Origin of the sequence: Streptomyces sp. RKND-216 (assembly GCF_004795255.1) — a bacterium.
GTDB lineage: Bacteria > Actinomycetota > Actinomycetes > Streptomycetales > Streptomycetaceae > Streptomyces > Streptomyces hazeniae.
On the sequence record NZ_SSBQ01000002.1, the window covers coordinates 4,935,479 to 4,954,560 of the forward strand.

The 19,082-nt window shown below is 72.9% G+C and carries 17 protein-coding genes; 14 read left to right on the forward strand and 3 right to left on the reverse strand.

Translation table 11 applies throughout. From position 1 onward, the window contains the following. Window positions 1-33: 33 nt before the first annotated feature. Genes E4198_RS21635 through E4198_RS21645 form a run of 3 tightly spaced genes read right to left on the reverse strand, consistent with a single transcriptional unit; the run spans window position 34 to window position 2,324 of the window. The gene (locus E4198_RS21635) at window positions 34-762 is read right to left on the reverse strand and encodes a type 1 glutamine amidotransferase (protein ID WP_247597790.1); all 729 of its coding nucleotides are present in this window, start codon (window positions 760-762) and stop codon (window positions 34-36) included. After that, on the reverse strand, window positions 759-1,406 hold the full coding sequence (locus tag E4198_RS21640) for a TIGR03085 family metal-binding protein (protein WP_136184622.1): 648 nt from the start codon (window positions 1,404-1,406) through the stop codon (window positions 759-761). The genes E4198_RS21635 and E4198_RS21640 overlap by 4 nt, the downstream gene beginning before the upstream one ends. Window positions 1,407-1,433: 27 nt before the next feature. Then, on the reverse strand, window positions 1,434-2,324 hold the full coding sequence (locus E4198_RS21645; RefSeq protein ID WP_136184623.1) for a hypothetical protein: 891 nt from the start codon (window positions 2,322-2,324) through the stop codon (window positions 1,434-1,436). A gap of 144 nt (window positions 2,325-2,468) precedes the next feature. On the opposite strand from E4198_RS21645, the gene hisI reads away from it, so the two are divergent. The 14 genes from hisI to E4198_RS21715 all read left to right on the forward strand — a co-directional run bounded on the left by hisI (window position 2,469) and on the right by E4198_RS21715 (window position 19,068). Next, window positions 2,469-2,843, forward strand: coding sequence for a phosphoribosyl-AMP cyclohydrolase (hisI, locus tag E4198_RS21650; protein WP_027762495.1), 375 nt, complete (start codon window positions 2,469-2,471; stop codon window positions 2,841-2,843). A gap of 70 nt (window positions 2,844-2,913) precedes the next feature. After that, window positions 2,914-4,482, forward strand: coding sequence for an anthranilate synthase component I (locus tag E4198_RS21655; protein WP_136184624.1), 1,569 nt, complete (start codon window positions 2,914-2,916; stop codon window positions 4,480-4,482). Next, complete coding sequence (locus E4198_RS21660; RefSeq protein WP_136184625.1) at window positions 4,479-5,108, forward strand: TIGR02234 family membrane protein; 630 nt, start codon at window positions 4,479-4,481, stop codon at window positions 5,106-5,108. The genes E4198_RS21655 and E4198_RS21660 overlap by 4 nt, the downstream gene beginning before the upstream one ends. Window positions 5,109-5,188: 80 nt before the next feature. Then, window positions 5,189-5,404 carry an HGxxPAAW family protein gene (locus E4198_RS21665; RefSeq protein WP_136184626.1) on the forward strand — a complete coding sequence of 72 codons (216 nt, stop codon included), beginning with the start codon at window positions 5,189-5,191 and terminating at the stop codon, window positions 5,402-5,404. 169 nt (window positions 5,405-5,573) lie between these two features. Next, window positions 5,574-6,014 (forward strand): DUF2752 domain-containing protein, encoded by a 441-nt coding sequence (locus E4198_RS21670; RefSeq protein WP_168711489.1) that lies wholly within the window; start codon window positions 5,574-5,576, stop codon window positions 6,012-6,014. A 136-nt stretch (window positions 6,015-6,150) separates the two neighbouring features. Next, window positions 6,151-6,960, forward strand: a complete 810-nt coding sequence (gene trpC / locus E4198_RS21675; protein WP_136184628.1) for an indole-3-glycerol phosphate synthase TrpC — start codon at window positions 6,151-6,153, stop codon at window positions 6,958-6,960. A 6-nt stretch (window positions 6,961-6,966) separates the two neighbouring features. Then, window positions 6,967-7,155 (forward strand): hypothetical protein, encoded by a 189-nt coding sequence (locus E4198_RS25845; RefSeq protein ID WP_136184629.1) that lies wholly within the window; start codon window positions 6,967-6,969, stop codon window positions 7,153-7,155. Between the two features lie 364 nt (window positions 7,156-7,519). After that, on the forward strand, window positions 7,520-8,791 hold the full coding sequence (gene trpB, locus E4198_RS21685) for a tryptophan synthase subunit beta (protein ID WP_136184630.1): 1,272 nt from the start codon (window positions 7,520-7,522) through the stop codon (window positions 8,789-8,791). Beyond that, window positions 8,788-9,612 carry a tryptophan synthase subunit alpha gene (gene trpA, locus E4198_RS21690; RefSeq protein ID WP_136184631.1) on the forward strand — a complete coding sequence of 275 codons (825 nt, stop codon included), beginning with the start codon at window positions 8,788-8,790 and terminating at the stop codon, window positions 9,610-9,612. Before trpB ends, trpA begins: the two co-directional genes overlap by 4 nt. Window positions 9,613-9,766: 154 nt before the next feature. Continuing rightward, complete coding sequence (locus E4198_RS21695) at window positions 9,767-10,504, forward strand: thioredoxin domain-containing protein (RefSeq protein ID WP_210732877.1); 738 nt, start codon at window positions 9,767-9,769, stop codon at window positions 10,502-10,504. Window positions 10,505-10,727: 223 nt separating this feature from the next. Beyond that, window positions 10,728-11,744 carry a prolipoprotein diacylglyceryl transferase gene (lgt, locus tag E4198_RS21700; RefSeq protein ID WP_136184632.1) on the forward strand — a complete coding sequence of 339 codons (1,017 nt, stop codon included), beginning with the start codon at window positions 10,728-10,730 and terminating at the stop codon, window positions 11,742-11,744. Window positions 11,745-11,943: 199 nt separating this feature from the next. Further along, entirely contained in the window at window positions 11,944-12,675 is a 732-nt protein-coding gene (locus E4198_RS21705) for a VIT1/CCC1 transporter family protein (protein WP_136184633.1), read from the forward strand. Between the two features lie 392 nt (window positions 12,676-13,067). Next, a complete protein-coding gene (gene gltB / locus E4198_RS21710; protein WP_136185542.1) occupies window positions 13,068-17,612 on the forward strand; it encodes a glutamate synthase large subunit in 4,545 nt (1,514 codons plus the stop codon). Then, entirely contained in the window at window positions 17,605-19,068 is a 1,464-nt protein-coding gene (locus E4198_RS21715) for a glutamate synthase subunit beta (RefSeq protein WP_136184634.1), read from the forward strand. The genes gltB and E4198_RS21715 overlap by 8 nt, the downstream gene beginning before the upstream one ends. Window positions 19,069-19,082 lie beyond the last annotated feature (14 nt).

Genomic DNA, 19,082 nt, shown 5'->3' on the forward strand with positions numbered 1-19,082 from the left:
CGCGAGCCGTTCCGGCGCCTGGACGCGTCCGCGCTAAGCCGCCGCGTGCACCACGCCGGCGAATCGCCGCGCGACCTCGCGCCACACCGGTGTCGCTGCCGCCTCGTCACGCTCCGCCCCCGCCGGGACGTCGTCCGGGTCGAACCCCAGCCGGCGCAGCCGCTCCGGGTCCCAGCCGCGGGTCTGCGCGGCGCTCGCCTCGGGGTGGAACTGCACGCCCCAGGCCCGCTCGCCGACCCGGAACGCCTGGTACGGGCAGTGCTCGCTCTCCACCAGCCACGGCGCGCCCGGCGGCAGCGCGGTGATGGCGTCCACGTGGTTCTCGATCGCGGTGCAACGTTCGGGCAGGCCGCGGAACAGCACGTCCTCACCGGCCTCCGCGCGCAGCGTCAGCGCGGTGCTGCCGACTTCCGGCGCCCCGTGCTCCCCGCGGACCGTGCCGCCCGCGACCTGCGCCAGCAACTGCCCGCCTAGGCAGATGCCGAACACCGGCACCTCCCGCTCGAGTGCCCGCGTCACCAGCGCACGTGTCCGCGCCAGCCAGGGCGCGCGGTCGTCGGCGTCCGGCAGGTAGCCGCCGCCCAGCACCACCACCGCCTGCTGGGAGAGCTCTTCCGGCACCGGTGGACCCTCCGCCCGGTAGCCGTGCGCCACGTCCAGCGCCAGCCCGGCCTCGGTCAGCCACGCGCCGAAACGGCCCGGACCGCCGTCCGGGCCGTTCTGTACCACCAGCACACGGGGTATCCCCGCAGGATCGCTCATGCCTGGGAGTCTCCCAGGCCCAGCTCCGCCTCCAGCACCCGGGCCACGGCGTCCTTGTCGCCCTCCGTCTCGACCCGGGCCACCCGCTGCCGCCCGTAGGCGAACAGCAGCAGCTCCGCCGGCTCACCGCTCACCGTGACCACCGGGGTGCCCTTGTGCGCCACCACGGTCTGGCCGTTGGGGCGGCGCAGGACCAAGCCGACCGGCGAGCGGCGCCCGGACAGCCGTGCGACGGTCTCCAACCGGCGCCACAGCGCGTCGGCGAACACCGGATCGATCTCGCGCGGCGTCCAGTCCGGCTGCGCCCGGCGGACGTCCTCCGCGTGCACGAAGAACTCCACCACGTTCGCCGCCTCGTCGACCTGCTTCAGTGAGAACGGGGAGAACTTCGGCGGGCCGGTGCGGATGAGCTGGATCAGCTCCTCGTACGGCTTGTCCCGGAACTCGGCCTGCACCCTCTCCAGACGCGCGGCAAGCGGCTTGAGGACGATCCCGCCCGCGGCGTCTGCGCGCCGCTCGCGCACCACCAGGTGCGCGGCGAGATCACGTGTCCGCCAGTCGCCGCACAGCGTCTCGGCCTCCGGCCCGGCACTCTCCAGCAGGTCGGCGAGAAGCAGACGTTCCCGCCTGGCATGAGTCGACATGCCGTCAGCGTACGCCCGTGCGGTTCCTCAGTCCGGGAGCGGAGCGGTGAGTTTCGGGCCGTCCAGCGTGTCGCTCAGGGTGATCGCGCAGGAGATCGTGTCGTCGTCGCCCAGCTGGTACGTCGGCAGCGCCGGGTAGATCGCGTAGTAGTAGTACACCCGGCCGTCCTTGGGCATCGAGTTCAGCCGGGTGTTCACGTCGGAGTGGCACAGCTCCATCACCTTCGTGCGCAGCGCCTGCTCGTCCGCGAAGGTGCCGCTGAGCGTGTCGTTGGTGATGACCTCACCGTCGTGCGACTCGTCGCACGACCGCGTCTCCACCAGGGAGACGTCGCTGCTCAGCGCCGGGTGGTCGAAGCACTGACCGGGCTCCAGCACGACGAACGGCACCAGATCCTGCCCCGGAGAGGTCGGCAGGGAGGAGTCCGGCTCCTCCGAGGCGCCCGGGGCCGGAACGTCCGGGGCACCGGAGGGGTCGGCGGCGCCCGCGCCGGGCTCCTCCTCCGCGCCGGGTGAATGGTCTCCGGTGGCCTCGGCCCTGCTGCTGCCGCCGTCGCCCCCGACCAGCAGCACCACGCCGCCGACCGCGACCGCCGCCGCCAGCACCGAGCCCACCACGATCGCCGCGACCTTTGCGCCGCGATTGCCGCCGCCGGGCGGCTGCGGGGGTATCCCGTACGGCTGGCTGCCGGGAAAGCCGGGCTGCCCGTGCGGTGCGCCGTACCCCGGAGGGGGCGGGAATCCGCCGCCCGGACCCGTCCCCGCTCCGCTGCCGGGTGGGCCGAAGCCGCCGCCGACCGGCTGCCCCTGAGGAGCCGGTCCGCCGGGCGCGGGCCCGAATCCCTGCGGCGGTCCGAAGCCCGACGATCCTGAACTGCCGTGGGCCTGCGGGTCCTGCGGCGGCGGAGGAAGACTCATGGCGCAAGGATGCCGCATGGCACGGACATCCGGGGCCGCGGGGGAGAATGTCCGGTACATGCCCGATCATGCCCGCCCCGCACGTCACACCGGCACCCCGAACGGCGTTGCGCACCATACCGCCAGCGGCGGCAGAATGGACCCATGACCCGCGTCCCCGCCGACTCCTCCGCACTCGACCCCGCCGTGGCCGCCCGCCTCCGCCGCAACGCCGACGGGCTGGTCCCCGCCATCGCCCAGCAGTACGACACCGGCGAGGTGCTGATGCTCGGCTGGATGGACGACGAGGCCCTGCACCGCACCCTCACCACCGGCCGCTGCACCTACTGGTCGCGCAGCCGCGGGGAATACTGGGTCAAGGGCGACACGTCGGGCCACGTCCAGCATGTCAAGTCCGTGGCCCTGGACTGCGACGGCGATACCGTCCTGGTCAGGGTCGACCAGACCGGCGCCGCCTGCCACACCGGCGACCGCACTTGCTTCGACGCCGCGCCCCTGCCCGTCACCGCCGACGGCTGACCGCCGGCACGCACCCGGCCCCGCCGCCACGCACCCGTCACGGACCCCAGGAACAGGACCCAAGGCCCACATGACCACTCCGGACCTCGACACCTTTCGCCAGCTCGCCAAGGACCGCCGCGTCATCCCCGTCACCCGCCGGCTCCTCGCCGACGGCGACACGCCCGTAGGCCTGTACCGCAAGCTCGCCGGTTCACGCGCCGGCACCTTCCTCCTGGAGTCCGCCGAGAACGGCCGCACCTGGTCCCGGTACTCCTTCGTCGGTGTCCGCAGCGCCGCCACTCTCACCGTCCGCGACGGCCGCGCCCACTGGCTCGGCGACCCGCCCGCCGGCGTCCCCACCGACGGCGATCCGCTGCACGCGCTGCGCGCCACCGTCGAGGCCCTGCACACCCCGCGCGACCTCCACGAGAGCGGCGAACTCCCGCCGTTCACCGGCGGTATGGTCGGCTATCTCGGCTACGACGTCGTACGCCGCCTGGAGCGGATCGGCGACAGCACCCGCGACGACCTGCGCCTCCCCGAGCTCACCATGCAGCTCGCCTCCGACCTCGCCGTGCTCGACCACCGCGACGGCACCGTGCTGCTCATCGCCAACGCCATCAACCACAACGACCTCGACACCGGCGTCGACGAGGCCTACCACGACGCCGTGGCCCGCCTCGACGCGATGGCTGCCGACCTCGACCGCCCCGCACCCGCGGGCGCCGCGACCCTGCCGCCCTCCGCCCTTCCCGAGCAGGTCTCCCGTACCGGCGGAGGCGCCACCTACCGCGCGGCCGTGGAGGACATCAAGGAACGCATCCGTGCCGGGGAGGCCTTCCAGGTCGTCCCCTCACAGCGCTTCGAGACCCCCTGCCAGGCCTCCGCCCTCGACGTCTACCGCGCCCTGCGCACCACCAACCCCAGCCCGTACATGTACCTGTTCCGCTTCGCCGGGGAGGCGGACGACGGGGGCGCGGGCGGCTTCGACGTCGTCGGCTCCAGCCCGGAGGCGCTGGTCAAGGTCGAGGACGGGCAGGCCCTGATGCACCCCATCGCCGGCACCAGGCCGCGCGGCGCCACCCCGCAGCGCGACACCGCACTCGCCGACGAACTCCTCGCCGACCCCAAGGAACGCGCCGAACACCTCATGCTCGTCGACCTCGGCCGCAACGACCTCGGCCGCGTCTGCCGGCCGGGCAGCGTCGAGGTCGTCGACTTCATGTCCATCGAGCGGTACAGCCACGTGATGCACATCGTCTCCACCGTCACCGGCCGCCTCGCCCCCGACCGCACCGCCTTCGACGCCCTCACCGCCTGCTTCCCCGCCGGCACTCTCTCCGGCGCCCCCAAGCCCCGCGCGCTCCAGATCATCGAGGAACTCGAGACCACCCGCCGCGGCGTCTACGGGGGCTGCGTCGGCTACCTCGACTTCGCCGGCGACGCCGACACCGCCATCGCCATCCGGACCGCAGTCCTCCGCGACGGCACCGCCTACGTGCAGGCCGGGGCCGGTGTCGTCGCCGACTCCGACCCCGCCGCCGAGGACACCGAATGCCAGAACAAGGCCGCCGCCGTGCTGCGTGCCGTGCACACCGCCGCACACCTCGGGGGCGCCCCCCGGGCCGCCGGCCCCGGCGGTAGCGTGGGCCCGTGACTTCCGCACCACCGCCCCGCACCTCCCGCACACCCCGGCGCGCCCTCGCGGCGGCGCTGCTGAGTGGCCCGCTGGGCGCGGCACTGGCACTGATCGCCGCCGGGCAGGTGTGGAGCGAGACCACCACCACCTTCGCCGGCGGCACCCTTCCGGTGACCGCCACCGGCAGCGACATCACCGGCCTGCCCAGCGCCTTCGCCCTGACCGGCCTCGCGGCCCTGGTCGCCGTCTTCGCCGTCCGCCGCGCGGTCCGCGTCGTCGTCGCCGGCCTGCTCGCCCTCAGCGGCGCCGGCACCGTCGCCGCCGCCGTGGCCGGTGCCCGCGACCATGCCGCGCTCACCGAGAAGGCCGCGCGGGCAAGCGGCCTCACCGAAGGCGCCATCGACGCCGTGCAGGTCAGCGCCTGGCCGTGGATCTCCACGACGGGCGGAGCCCTGCTGCTGCTCGCCGGACTGCTGGCCCTGGGGTACGGGCGGCGCTGGCCCTCCATGGCAGGCACCGGCCGGTACGAGCGCGGGACCCGTGCCCCCCGCCGCGACACTCCGCCGCCCGTCGACCCCGACCGGCCCGAGGACCTGTGGAAGGCCCTCGACCGCGGCGAGGACCCCACGCACGGCACCCCGTGATCCACCGCGAACGGCCAACGGACACAATGGTGCGGGCGGCGCGCCCGCCCACCGAGGGAAACGACGAGGAGCAGCAACCCATGGCGAAGCACTACCACCACGGAAACAGCCCGGCGGCCTGGACCGGCGTCATCATCGCCTTCATCGGCTTCTGCATCGGCGGTGCCTTCACCGTGACGGCCCAGCCGATCGGAGTGGTGGCCGGCCTGGTCGTGGTGGGCCTCGGCGGCGTGGCCGGCCTGGTGATGCGCTCCATGGGACTCGGCCACGACCCGAACCCGGACGCCCCGCACTGACCTCTCCGCCGACCTCTACGACGGCCGCCACCCCGGTGGCGTCCCGCCCGCGCGGCGCACACCCCGTGCGCCGCGCGCGGCACGCCGGGACCGCTCCGGCGTCCGCCCGGCCGGACACTCCGCCGGAAACGCGCTGGCGCCGACCGCCCGCACCAGACAGGCTGGGACAGTGACCCACGCCCCCACCCCCACCCCCGCCGGCGCCCGCACCCCAGGCACCCTCACCCGGCTCGCCGCCCCGCTGAGCGCCCTGGCCGCCGTGGCAGGGGCCTTCGCGTACGTCGCCGCTCGCGACCCCAATGCGCCCGGCCACTACCCGGCCTGCCCGCTGCTGCAGCTCACCGGCATCCTCTGCCCCGGCTGCGGTGGTCTGCGCTCCGCTCACGCCGTCTCCCACGGCGACCTGGCCGCGGCCCTCGGAGCCAACGCGCTCGCGCTGGCCGGCATGGCTCTGGCCGTCCTCTTCCTGCTCCACTGGTGCGTCAGGGTGATCCGAGCCCGGCCCGTGACCGTGCCCGTGCGACCCGTGCACCTGTGGCTCGGCACCGGGCTGGTCCTGGTCTTCACGGTCGTCCGCAACCTCCCCTTCGGAGCGGCGCTCGCCCCCTGAGTTTCGTGGGAACTGTCCGCAATGTGGGATTTGGGGTAACCGGATGCAGGCCCTCCGTTCATGGCCGGATACCATCGCAGTGCCCGACCATCGACATTTCTCAGCCACGAACCCAGCCACGAAGGGGGCCGCTCGCGTGAGTGTGCTTGACGAGATCATCGACGGCGTTCGCCAAGACCTCGCCGAACGGCAGGCGCGGATCAGCCTCGACGACCTCAAGCAGCGCGCCGCGGCCGCCCCCCAGGCCAAGGACGGCGTCGCGGCACTCAAGGGCGACAGCGTCCGGGTCATCTGCGAGGTCAAGCGGTCCAGCCCGTCCAAGGGCGCGCTCGCCGCCATCGCCGACCCCGCCGGCCTTGCCGCCGACTACGAGGCCGGGGGCGCGTCCGTGATCTCCGTCCTCACCGAGCAGCGCCGCTTCGGCGGCTCCCTCGCCGACCTCGAGGCCGTCCGCGCCAAGGTCGACATTCCCGTGCTCCGCAAGGACTTCGTCGTCACGTCCTACCAGCTCTGGGAGGCCAGAGCCTACGGCGCTGACGTCGTGCTGCTCATCGTCGCCGCCCTGGAACAGCAGGCTCTCGTCTCCCTCGTCGAACGTGCCGAGTCCCTCGGCCTCACCCCGCTCGTCGAGGTCCACGACGAGGAGGAGGCCGCCCGCGCCGTCGACGCCGGCGCGCGCATCATCGGCGTCAATGCCCGCAACCTGAAGACCCTCGAGGTCGACCGCGGCACCTTCGAGCGCGTCGCACCCGAGATTCCCGACCACATCGTCAAGGTCGCGGAATCGGGCGTACGCGGCCCGCACGACCTGATCGCCTACGCCAACGAGGGCGCCGACGCCGTCCTCGTCGGCGAGTCCCTGGTCACAGGCAAGGACCCCAAGAGCGCCGTCGCCGACCTCGTCGCCGCAGGCGCGCACCCCGCGCTGCGCCACGGGAAGGGCTGACCTCCGGTGGACCGGCGACCGCACCGCGCCGCCGCGCCGCGCGACCCGTACGCGCGCCTGCGCCGCGGCTGCCGCCCCCGCGGGTGCCGCGCCCCGGCGCGGCGGGTGCACGGGCGTCGCGTCCGCTACCACATCGGCTGCGAACCCGGTCAGGTCAACGGCCGGCGATGGCCCGCCGCCGCGGCGACGGCCTGACCGCACCCGCACCTGCTCCCGACCCCGCCCGCCCGGCCGTGACGCCGCGTGGCACCGCCCCGCCCGGGACCCCGCCCGCCACGGGTGCCGTCGGCGTCCCCTCATGACAGTGGGACGCCGACGGCACCCGGGACGAGGGGCACCGCCGTCGGCGGGACCCTCCGCCACCCTGCCACGGCGCCGCGCGTGCGGCCCGCGCTCCGGCGGCGCCGTCCACGCCCCGCACGGCCGAGCAGGCGGGCGATGGCCTGCCGTCGGCGCGTCCCCGCCGTGCCGCCCGGGCCCCGCAGGAGGCTGGAGCCGGCCCCCCGCGCCCACCCGGCGCTCCCCCTTCAGACGACGAACCGCAAGGAGCACCACGCAGATGTCCCGCTACTTCATCCCCGACCCGGAGGGCCGGGTGCCCACACCCGAGGGCTACTTCGGGGCCTTCGGCGGCAAGTTCATCCCGGAGGCCCTCGTCGCCGCCGTCGACGAGGTCGCCATCGAGTACGACAAGGCCAAAGCGGACCCCGCCTTCACCGCGGAGCTCGAGGACCTCCTGGTCCACTACACCGGACGTCCCAGCGCCCTCACCGAGGTGCCGCGCTTCGCGGAACACGCCGGCGGCGCCCGCGTCTTCCTCAAGCGCGAGGACCTCAATCACACCGGCTCGCACAAGATCAACAACGTGCTGGGGCAGGCCCTGCTCACCCGCCGCATGGGCAAGTCCCGGGTCATCGCGGAGACCGGCGCCGGGCAGCACGGCGTCGCCACCGCGACGGCCTGCGCGCTCTTCGGCCTCGAGTGCACCGTCTACATGGGCGAGGTCGACACAAAGCGGCAGGCGCTGAACGTGGCCCGGATGCGCATGCTCGGAGCCGAGGTCGTACCGGTGACCTCCGGCAGCCGTACGCTCAAGGACGCGATCAACGAGGCGTTCCGCGACTGGGTCGCGAACGTCGACCGCACCCACTACCTCTTCGGCACCGCGGCCGGCCCGCACCCCTTCCCGGCACTGGTGCGGGACTTCCACCGGGTGATCGGCGTCGAGGCACGGCGCCAGATCCAGGAGCGCACCGGCCGGCTGCCGGACGCCGCCGTGGCCTGCGTCGGCGGCGGCTCCAACGCGATCGGCCTGTTCCACGCCTTCCTCGACGACCCCGGCGTCCGGCTGGTCGGCTGCGAGGCCGCGGGACACGGCGTCGCCTCCGGCGAGCACGCGGCGACCCTCACGGCGGGCGAGCCGGGCATCCTGCACGGTTCCCGCAGCTACCTCCTCCAGGATGACGAGGGCCAGATCACCGAGCCGTACTCGATCTCGGCCGGCCTGGACTACCCCGGCATCGGCCCCGAGCACGCCTACCTCAAGGACAGCGGGCGCGGGGAGTACCGGCCCGTCACCGACGACGAGGCGATGCGCGCGCTGCGCCTGCTCTCCGAGACGGAGGGGATCATCCCGGCGATCGAGAGCGCCCACGCCCTCGCCGGTGCGCTCGACCTCGGCCGCGAACTCGGCACGGACGGGCTGATCCTGGTCAACCTGTCCGGACGCGGCGACAAGGACATGGACACCGCCGCCCGCTACTTCGGGCTCTACGACGACCAGCCGGGTGACCAGCCGGGCGGCACCGAGACCCCGGGGAGCGACCAGTGAGCGGAAACATCGAACTCCTGACCGCCACCCTGGCCCGCGCCCGGAACGAGAACCGGGCCGCGCTGATCGGCTACCTCCCTGCGGGTTTCCCCACCGTGGACGGCGGCATCCGCGCCTGTACCGCCCTGCTGGAGGGCGGCTGCGACGTCGTCGAGGTCGGTCTGCCGCACAGCGACCCGGTCCTGGACGGCCCCGTCATCCAGACTGCCGACGACATCGCCCTGCGCGGCGGCGTCCGCATCGCCGACGTGCTCCGCACCGTCCGGGAGGCGCACGCCGCGACGGGTGCGCCGGTCCTGGTCATGACGTACTGGAACCCGGTCGACCGGTACGGGGTGGAGCGTTTCGCCGCCGAGCTCGCCGACGCGGGCGGCGCCGGCTGCATCCTCCCCGACCTCCCGGTCGAGGAGGCCGGCGCGTGGACGAAGGCCGCCGAGCAGCACTCCCTGGCCACGGTCTTCGTCGTCGCGCCCTCCAGCCGGGACGAGCGGCTGGCGAGGATCACCGCGGCCGGCAGCGGCTTCGTCTACGCGGCGTCCCTGATGGGCGTCACCGGCACCCGGGAATCCGTCGGGCTGGAGGCGAAGGACCTGGTCGCCCGCACCCGGGCGACCGCCGAGCTCCCGGTCTGCGTGGGCCTCGGCGTGTCCAGCGCGGCCCACGCGGCGGAGGTCGCCACCTTCGCCGACGGCGTGATCGTCGGCTCGGCCTTCGTCAAACGCCTGCTCGCCGCCGCGGACGACCTGGAGGCGGGCCTGGCCGACGTGCGGACTCTGGCCGGCGAACTCGCCTCCGGCGTGCGCCGGGCGGCGCGAGCCTGACGGGACGCCAACCCGCCCCGTGAGGGGTCCCCGCAGCGGAGCGCACCGTGTGCGGGGACCCCTTTCGGGGGAACTCCCGTTCCGGGGCGCATGCCGCGACGCCCCCGGCTCGTTGCAGCATGACGTGACGAGTCAGATGGATCGCGACAGTGTGATGACCGACGACAAGCCCCCGGGAGCCGCGAGCGCCCGCGAGCGCCTGCGCGTGGAGCGGGAGCGCGAGCGCCAGTCAGCCAAGCGGCTGCGGACGTTGAAGATGGCCGGCCTGGTCGTCCTCGTGCTCGCGGTCGCGGCGCTGGTCGCCGTGGCGGTGTCCGTGACCGGCAAGGGCGACAACGCGTCGGGGGAGGCCCGCCCCGTGACCACGGGTCCGGTCGGGGCGCCGGTGACCATGACGGTGTACGAGGACTTCCGCTGCCCCGGATGCGAGGCATTCGAGTCGCAGTACCGGGAGACGATCAACGACCTGCGCGACGCGGGCAAGCTGCGGGTGGAGTACCACCTCGTCACCCTCATCGACGACAACCTCGGGGGCCAGGGCTCCCAGTACGCCGCCGAGGCGGCGATGTGCGCGAACGACGCCGGGAGGTTCGTCCCGTACCACGACCTGCTGTACACGAACCAGCCGCCGGAGCAGAAGGACGCCTTCGGCGACAGGAAGTACCTGCTGCGACTCGCCCGCCAGGTCGAAGGGCTGTCGACCGCCGAGTTCGAGACGTGCGTGCGGGACGGTCACAACGCCGACCGCGTCGCCCGCACGAACAACGCGTTCCTCGATGCGGGCATCAACCAGACCCCCACCGTCCTCATCGACGGCAAGCCGGCCGGTGCCGACCCGGCCGACCCGCTGACGCCGCAGAAGCTGCGGCAGATCGTGGAGAGGAAGAACTGACCGCGGCCGTGGACTGTTCCGTGCCCGCCGCCGGCGCCCGGGCCCTTTCGGCGGTCCGGGCGTCGGCGGCGGGCACGTCCGCGGGCGTCGTCGGCGGCGCCTTTCCGAGGCCCTTTCCGGTGCCTTTGCGCGACGTTTCCCCGGTGCGTCCCGGGCAGCGTTATCCAGCCGTTGTGCCGGGCGGCGGCCCCCGGCGGCCGGGCACGGTAGCGTCGGGGGAGCCATGAACACCCTTGCCTTCATTCCCAGCCCCTCGGCCGGAGAGATCCATCTCGGTCCGGTCCCGCTGCGCGGCTACGCGTTCTGCATCATCATCGGCGTCTTCCTCGCCGTCTGGCTCGGCAACCGGCGATGGACCGCCCGTGGCGGCCGTACCGGGACGGTCGCCGACATCGCCGTCTGGGCGGTGCCGTTCGGGCTGGTGGGCGGCCGGCTCTACCACGTGATCACCGACTACCAGCTGTACTTCGGCGAGGGCCGCAACTGGGTGGACGCCTTCCGCATCTGGGACGGCGGACTGGGCATCTGGGGCGCGATCGCGCTGGGTGCCGTCGGCGCGTGGATCGGCTGCCGCCGCCGCGGCATTCCGCTGCCCGCCTACGCGGACGCCGTCGCACCCGGCATCGCGCTGGCCCAGGCCGTCGGGCGCTGGGGGAACTGGTTCAACCAGGAGCTGTACGGGCGCCCCACCGACCTTCCGTGGGCCGTGGAGATCGACCGCGCCCACCGGCCCGTCGAATCCCTCGACGCCGCCACCTACCACCCGACCTTCCTGTACGAGTCGCTGTGGTGCATCGGCGTGGCCTTCCTGGTCATCTGGGCCGACCGGCGCTTCCGCATGGGCCACGGGCGGGCGTTCGCGCTGTACGTCGCCGCGTACACCGCGGGGCGCTTCTGGATCGAGTACCTGCGCATCGACGACGCCCACCAGGTACTGGGGCTGCGGCTGAACAACTGGACGGCGCTCGGGGTGTTCCTGCTCGCGGTGGCCTACATCGTGATCTCCCACCGGGTGTCGCCCGGGCGCGAGAAGGTCGTCGAACCGGGCGCCGCCGACGGCGACGGCACGCCGCCGGCCTCGCCGCAGAGCGACGAGGGTGCGCAGAGCGACCAGGACGCGCAGAGCGACGCGGCAGCGGAGAGCGCGGGCAGCGACGAGGGCACCGAGCCCCCGGCTCCCGGCCCGGCCGCCGACGACGCACCGACGGCCCCCAGCGAGCGGCCTGGCCGCCGCACCTGAACCGCCCCCCTCCCCCCACCCGTCCGGGGCGGGGTGCCTCGCCGGGCTCCGGGGCCGCACCCCGGAGTCTTGTGAGGACGGGGGCTGGGGAGAATACCTGGTCAGAGGGGTAAGTACGGCCTTCCTTGGTGGCGCGGAGCGCGCAGGCGTGCCTACGGTCGAAGCATCCGACGGCCGCGAAGGAAGGACGGTGCGCCCCATGGCCAGCGCCCAAAAAGAGACGCCGACCCCCGGCGCGGACGCGGAACCGCACGGTCACCGCGACGTCAACGGCGGCTGGCTGCGTCCCGCGGTGTTCGGCGCGATGGACGGCCTCGTCTCCAACCTCGGCCTGATGACCGGCGTCGCCGGCTCCTCGGCCTCCCAGCAGACCGTGGTCATCGCCGGCCTGGCCGGTCTCGCCGCCGGAGCCTTCTCCATGGCGGCGGGGGAGTACACTTCCGTGGCCTCGCAGCGCGAGCTGGTGCAGGCCGAGCTGGACGTGGAGCGGCGCGAGCTGCGGAGCAACCCGCAGGACGAGATACGGGAGCTGGCGGCCGCCTACGAGGCCCGCGGCGTGGAACCGGAACTGGCCGCGCAGGTCGCCGAGCAGATATCCCGCGACCCCGAGCAGGCGCTGGACGTGCACGCCCGCGAGGAGCTGGGCGTCGACCCCGGCGACCTCCCCTCCCCGACGGTCGCCGCCGTGTCGTCCTTCGGCTCCTTCTCCGTCGGTGCGGCCGTGCCCGTACTGCCGTACCTCTTCGGCGCCGGAGCCCTGTGGCCGGCCGTCGTCGTGGCGCTGCTCGCGCTGTTCCTGTGCGGCGCGGTCGTGGCGAGGGTGACTGCACGGTCCTGGTGGTACAGCGGCCTGCGGCAGATGCTGCTGGGCGGCGCGGCGGCCGCGGTGACCTACGGGCTGGGTGCCGTCTTCGGCGTGGCCGTGGGCTGAGGCCCCTGCGGTACGCAGACGGGGCCCGCTGTGGCCGGTGTGGCCCGGGACACGGTGTGTGACGTTCCGGACGGGGCATGATCCACGTGTTACCGGACGGTTTCAGCGTCCGCCTTCCGGGGCACAAGCTGGAAAGCCCGCGAGCAACGATGCCCGCGCCGGCCTGCATGTTTTCGGCCCCAGGGGCCTCCGCCGCGCTGCGGCCGCGGAGCGAGTCGTCCGCATGCTGGAACGAGGAATCCGCCTGCTGGGAAGATGCGCCATCCTGTAACCTGCACGAAAATCTGTTCAGCCAGGGCCGACGTCGTCCCTCGGCGCAAGCACATGCCATGACGACGACGGGAGAGCCGATGCGTGCGGCATTCGAGGCGGCCCACCCTGCCAAGCAGGGGATGTACGACCCCCGGTACGAGCACGACGCCTGCGGCGTCGGCTTCGTGGCCACACTCACCGGCGTTCCCAGCCACGAGCTGGTGCAGCAGGCGCTGACGGTCCTGCGCAACCTTGAGCACCGCGGTGCCACCGGTTCCGACCCGGACACCGGCGACGGCGCCGGCATCCTCCTCCAGGTCCCCGACGCCTTCCTGCGGGAGGAGGTCCCCTTCGACCTGCCCGCCGCCGGCGGCTACGCCGTAGGCCTGGCGTTTCTCCCCGCCGAGCCGGCCGCCGAGGAGGAGGCCGTCGCGCGGATCGGTGAGATCGCGGCGGAGGAGGGCCTGAGCGTCCTCGGCTGGCGTGAGGTGCCGGTCGCCCCGCAGCTGCTGGGCGAGGGTGCCCGCGAGACCATGCCCACGTTCCGGCAGTTGTTCCTCGCCGACGCGGCGGGTGAGCGCACCGGCGTCGCCCTGGACCGGATCGCGTTCGTCGCCCGCAAGCGGGCCGAGCGCGAGGCTGGCACCTACTTTGCCTCACTGTCCGCCCGCACCCTGGTCTACAAGGGCATGCTGACCACCGGGCAGCTGGAGCCGTTCTTCCCCGACCTGTCGGACCGGCGGCTCACCAGCGCCATCGCCCTGGTGCACTCCCGGTTCTCCACCAACACCTTCCCCTCCTGGCCGCTGGCCCACCCCTACCGCTTCGTCGCGCACAACGGCGAGATCAACACCGTGCAGGGCAACCGCAACTGGATGCGCGCCCGCGAATCGCAGCTGGCCTCGGACCTGTTCGGCGACGACGCGAAGCTGGCCCGGATCTTCCCCGTCTGCACGCCGGGCGCGTCGGACTCCGCGACCTTCGACGAGGTGCTGGAACTCCTGCACCTGGGCGGGCGCTCGCTGCCGCATTCGGTGCTGATGATGGTCCCCGAGGCGTGGGAGAACTCTGCTTCCGGCGAATCCATGGACCCGGCCCGGCGCGCCTTCTACCAGTACCACTCCACGATGATGGAGCCCTGGGACGGCCCGGCGTGCGTCACCTTCACCGACGGCACCCAGGTCGGCGCCGTGCTCGACCGCAACGGCCTGCGCCCCGGCCGCTACTGGGTCACCGACGACGGCCTGGTCGTCCTCGGCTCGGAGGTCGGCGTCCTCGACATCGACCCGTCCAGGGTGGTGCGCAAGGGCCGCCTCCAGCCCGGCCGGATGTTCCTCGTCGACACCGCGGAGCACCGCATCATCGAGGACGACGAGATCAAGGCCACGCTGGCCGCCGAACACCCCTACGAGGAGTGGCTGGAGGCCGGTCTGATCGAGCTGGCCGACCTGCCCGAGCGCGAGCACATCGTGCACACCCATCGCTCGGTGACCCGGCGTCAGCAGACCTTCGGATACACCGAGGAGGAGCTCCGCGTCATCCTCGCGCCGATGGCCCAGACCGGCGCCGAACCGATCGGCTCCATGGGCACCGACTCACCGATCGCCGCGCTGTCCACCCGGCCCCGGCTCATCTTCGACTACTTCACCCAGCTGTTCGCGCAGGTCACCAACCCTCCGCTGGACGCCATCCGCGAGGAACTCGTCACCTCGCTGATCTCGTCGCTCGGCCCGCAGGGCAACCTCCTGGAGCCGACCTCGGCGTCCTGCCGCAGCGTCACGCTGCCGTTCCCGGTGATCGACAACGACGAGCTGGCCAAGCTCATCCACATCAACGCCGACGGCGACCTGCCCGGTTTCAAGTCCACGACCCTGTCCGGCCTGTACCGGGTGCACGACGGGGGAGAGGGCCTGGCCGCCCGCATCAAGGAGATCTGCAAGGAGGCCGACGCCGCCATAGCGGCCGGCGCACGCCTCGTCGTGCTCTCCGACCGGCACTCCGACGCCGAGCACGCGCCCATCCCGTCGTTGCTGCTGACCTCGGCCGTGCACCACCACCTGATCCGCACCAAGCAGCGCACCCAGGTGGGACTGCTGATCGAGGCCGGCGACGTGCGCGAGGTGCACCACGTCGCCCTGCTCATCGGCTACGGTGCCGCCGCCGTCAACCCTTACCTGGCCATGGAGTCCGTGGAGGACCTGGTCCGGGCCGGCACCTTCCTGCCCGGCATCGACGAGATGGCCCCCGAGGAGGCCATCGGCAACCTCATCAAGGCCCTCGGCAAGGGCGTCCTGAAGGTGATGTCCAAGATGGGCATCTCCACTGTCGCCTCCTACCGCGGCGCGCAGGTCTTCGAGGCCGTCGGTCTGGACGAGTCGTTCGTCGACACCTACTTCCACGGCACCACCACCAAGATCGGCGGCGCCGGCCTGGACGTCGTCGCCAAGGAGGTCGGAGCCCGGCATGCCAAGGCCTACCCGGCCACCGGCATCGCCCCCGCGCACCGCGCCCTCGACATCGGCGGCGAGTACCAGTGGCGCCGCGAGGGCGAACCGCACCTCTTCGACCCGGACACCGTCTTCCGTCTCCAGCACTCCACCCGTGAGCGCCGCTACGACATCTTCAAGCAGTACACCCGGCGCGTCGACGAGCAGGCCGAGCGCCTGATGACGCTGCGCGGCCTGTTCCGCATGAAGGAGGGCGAGCGGCAGCCGGTGCCGATCGACGAGGTCGAGCCGGTGTCAGAGATCGTCAAGCGGTTCTCCACCGGCGCCATGTCCTACGGCTCCATCTCCCAGGAGGCGCACGAGACCCTGGCCATCGCCATGAACCGCATCGGCGGCAAGTCCAACACCGGCGAGGGCGGCGAGGACCCGGAGCGGCTCTACGATCCGCAGCGCCGCTCCGCGATCAAGCAGGTCGCCTCCGGCCGGTTCGGCGTGACCAGCGAGTACCTGGTCAACTCCGACGACATCCAGATCAAGATGGCGCAGGGCGCCAAGCCCGGCGAGGGCGGTCAGCTGCCCGGTCACAAGGTGTACCCGTGGGTGGCGAAGACCCGGCACTCCACGCCCGGCGTCGGCCTCATCTCGCCGCCCCCGCACCACGACATCTACTCCATCGAGGACCTCGCCCAGCTCATCCACGACCTGAAGAACGCCAACCCGGCGGCCCGCATCCACGTGAAGCTGGTCTCCGAGGTCGGCGTCGGCACCGTCGCCGCGGGCGTGTCCAAGGCGCACGCGGACGTGGTGCTCATCTCCGGCCACGACGGCGGCACCGGCGCCTCGCCGCTGACCTCCCTCAAGCACGCCGGCGGCCCCTGGGAACTGGGCCTGGCCGAGACCCAGCAGACGCTGCTGCTCAACGGCCTGCGCGACCGCATCGTGGTGCAGACCGACGGCCAGCTCAAGACCGGCCGCGACGTGCTGATCGCCGCGCTCCTCGGCGCCGAGGAGTTCGGCTTCGCCACCGCGCCGCTGGTCGTGTCCGGCTGCGTGATGATGCGCGTGTGCCACCTGGACACCTGCCCGGTCGGCATCGCCACCCAGAACCCGGTGCTGCGGGAGCGCTACGCCGGCAAGGCCGAACACGTCGTCAACTTCTTCGAGTTCATCGCCGAGGAGGTCCGCGAACTCCTCGCCGAACTGGGCTTCCGCAGCCTGGACGAGGCCGTCGGCCACGCCGAACTCCTCGACGTCAGCCGCGCCGTGGACCACTGGAAGGCCGCCGGCCTGGACCTCGGGCCGCTGCTGCACGTGCCCGACCTGCCCGAGGGCGCCGTCCGGCACCAGGTCGTCGAACAGGACCACGGACTGGCCAAGGCGCTGGACAACCAGCTCATCAAGCTGTCCGCGGACGCGCTGAACGCCGAGTCCGTCGAGGCCGCCCAGCCGGTCCGCGCCCGCCTCCACATCCGCAACATCAACCGCACGGTCGGCACCATGCTCGGCCACGAGGTCACCAAGCGGTTCGGCGGCGCCGGCCTGCCCGACGACACCATCGACGTCACCTTCACCGGCTCCGCCGGCCAGTCCTTCGGCGCGTTCCTGCCGCGCGGCATCACGCTCCGCCTGGAGGGCGACGCCAACGACTACGTCGGCAAGGGCCTGTCCGGCGGCCGCGTCGCCGTGCGCCCCGAACGGGGCGCAGACCACCTGGCCGAGTACTCCACCATCGCCGGCAACACCCTCGCCTACGGCGCCACCGGCGGCGAGATGTACCTCCGAGGCCGCGTCGGCGAACGCTTCTGCGTCCGCAACTCCGGCGCCACCGTGGTCTCCGAGGGCGTCGGCGACCACGGCTGCGAGTACATGACCGGCGGCGCGGCCGTCGTTCTCGGAGACACCGGACGGAACTTCGGCGCCGGCATGTCCGGCGGCTTCGCCTACGTCATCGACCTCGACCCGGCGAACGTCAACGTCGCGCTCCGCCCCGCGCTCAACCCCCTGGACGACACCGACCGGCAGTGGCTGCACGACGTGGTGCGCCGCCACCAGGAGGAGACCGGCTCCACCGTCGCCGAGAAGCTCCTCGCCGACTGGGACGCCGCAGCCGACCGCTTCACCAAGATCGTTCCCCCGCAGTACCAGGCAGTGCTCGCCGCCAAGGAAGCCGCCGAGCGAGCCGGACTCCCCGAGTCCGAGACCCACGAGAAGATGATGGAGGCGGCGCTCAATGGCTGACCCCAAGGGCTTCCTGACCACCGGCCGCGAGGTCGCCGAGACCCGGCCGGTCTCCGAACGCGTGCAGGACTGGAACGAGGTCTACGTCCCCGGTTCGCTGCTCCCCATCATCGGCAAGCAGGCCGGCCGTTGCATGGACTGCGGCATCCCGTTCTGCCACAACGGCTGCCCGCTCGGGAACCTCATCCCCGAGTGGAACGACTACGCCTACCGCGAGGACTGGGCCGCCGCCAGCGAGCGGCTGCACGCCACCAACAACTTCCCCGAGTTCACCGGCCGGCTCTGCCCCGCGCCGTGCGAGTCGGCCTGCGTGCTGGGCATCAACCAGCCGCCGGTGACCATCAAGAACGTCGAGGTCACCATCATCGACAAGGCGTGGGAGGCCGGCGACGTCACCCCGCAGCCCCCGGAGCGGCTCTCGGGCAAGACCGTCGCCGTCATCGGCTCCGGGCCCGCCGGGCTCGCCGCCGCGCAGCAGCTCACCCGCGCCGGTCACACCGTCGCCGTCTACGAGCGCGCCGACCGCATCGGCGGCCTGCTGCGGTACGGCATCCCCGAGTTCAAGATGGAGAAGCGGCACATCAACCGCCGGATCGAGCAGATGCGGGCCGAGGGCACCAAGTTCCGCACCGAGACCGAGATCGGCGTGGACATCGACGCGAAGCAGCTGCGCAAGCGCTACGACGCGGTCGTCATCGCCGCGGGCGCCACCACCGCCCGCGACCTGCCCGTCCCCGGGCGCGAGCTGAACGGCGTGCACCAGGCGATGGAGTACCTGCCGCTGTCCAACAAGGTGCAGGAGGGCGACCTGACGGCCTCCCCGATCTCCGCCGAGGGCAAGCACGTCGTCGTCATCGGCGGCGGCGACACCGGTGCCGACTGCGTCGGCACCGCCCACCGCCAGGGCGCCGCGTCCGTCACCCAGCTCGAGATCATGCCCCGGCCGGGCGAGGAGCGCCCCTCCCACCAGCCGTGGCCGACGTTCCCCATGCTCTACAAGGTCACCAGCGCGCACGAGGAGGGCGGCGACCGCGTGTACTCGGTCTCCACCACCCACTTCGAGGGAGACGAGAACGGCGACGTCCAGTGGCTGCACCTCATCGAGGTGGAGATGAAGGACGGCAAGCTCGAGCAGCAGCCGGGCACCGAGAAGAAGATCCCGGCGCAGCTGGTCACCCTCGCCATGGGCTTCACCGGCGTCGACCGGGAGAACGGCCTGGTCGAGCAGTTCGGCGTGGAACTCGACGAACGCGGCAACGTCGCCCGCGACGCCGACTACGCCACTAACGTCGACGGCGTGTTCGTCGCCGGCGACGCCGGCCGCGGCCAGTCCCTCATCGTGTGGGCCATCGCCGAGGGCCGCTCCGCAGCCCGCGGCGTGGACCGCTACCTCACCGGCGCAGCCAGCACGCTGCACGCGCCGATCAAGCCGACGGACCGCGCGCTCACCGTGTAGCGGCCGTCCCCACC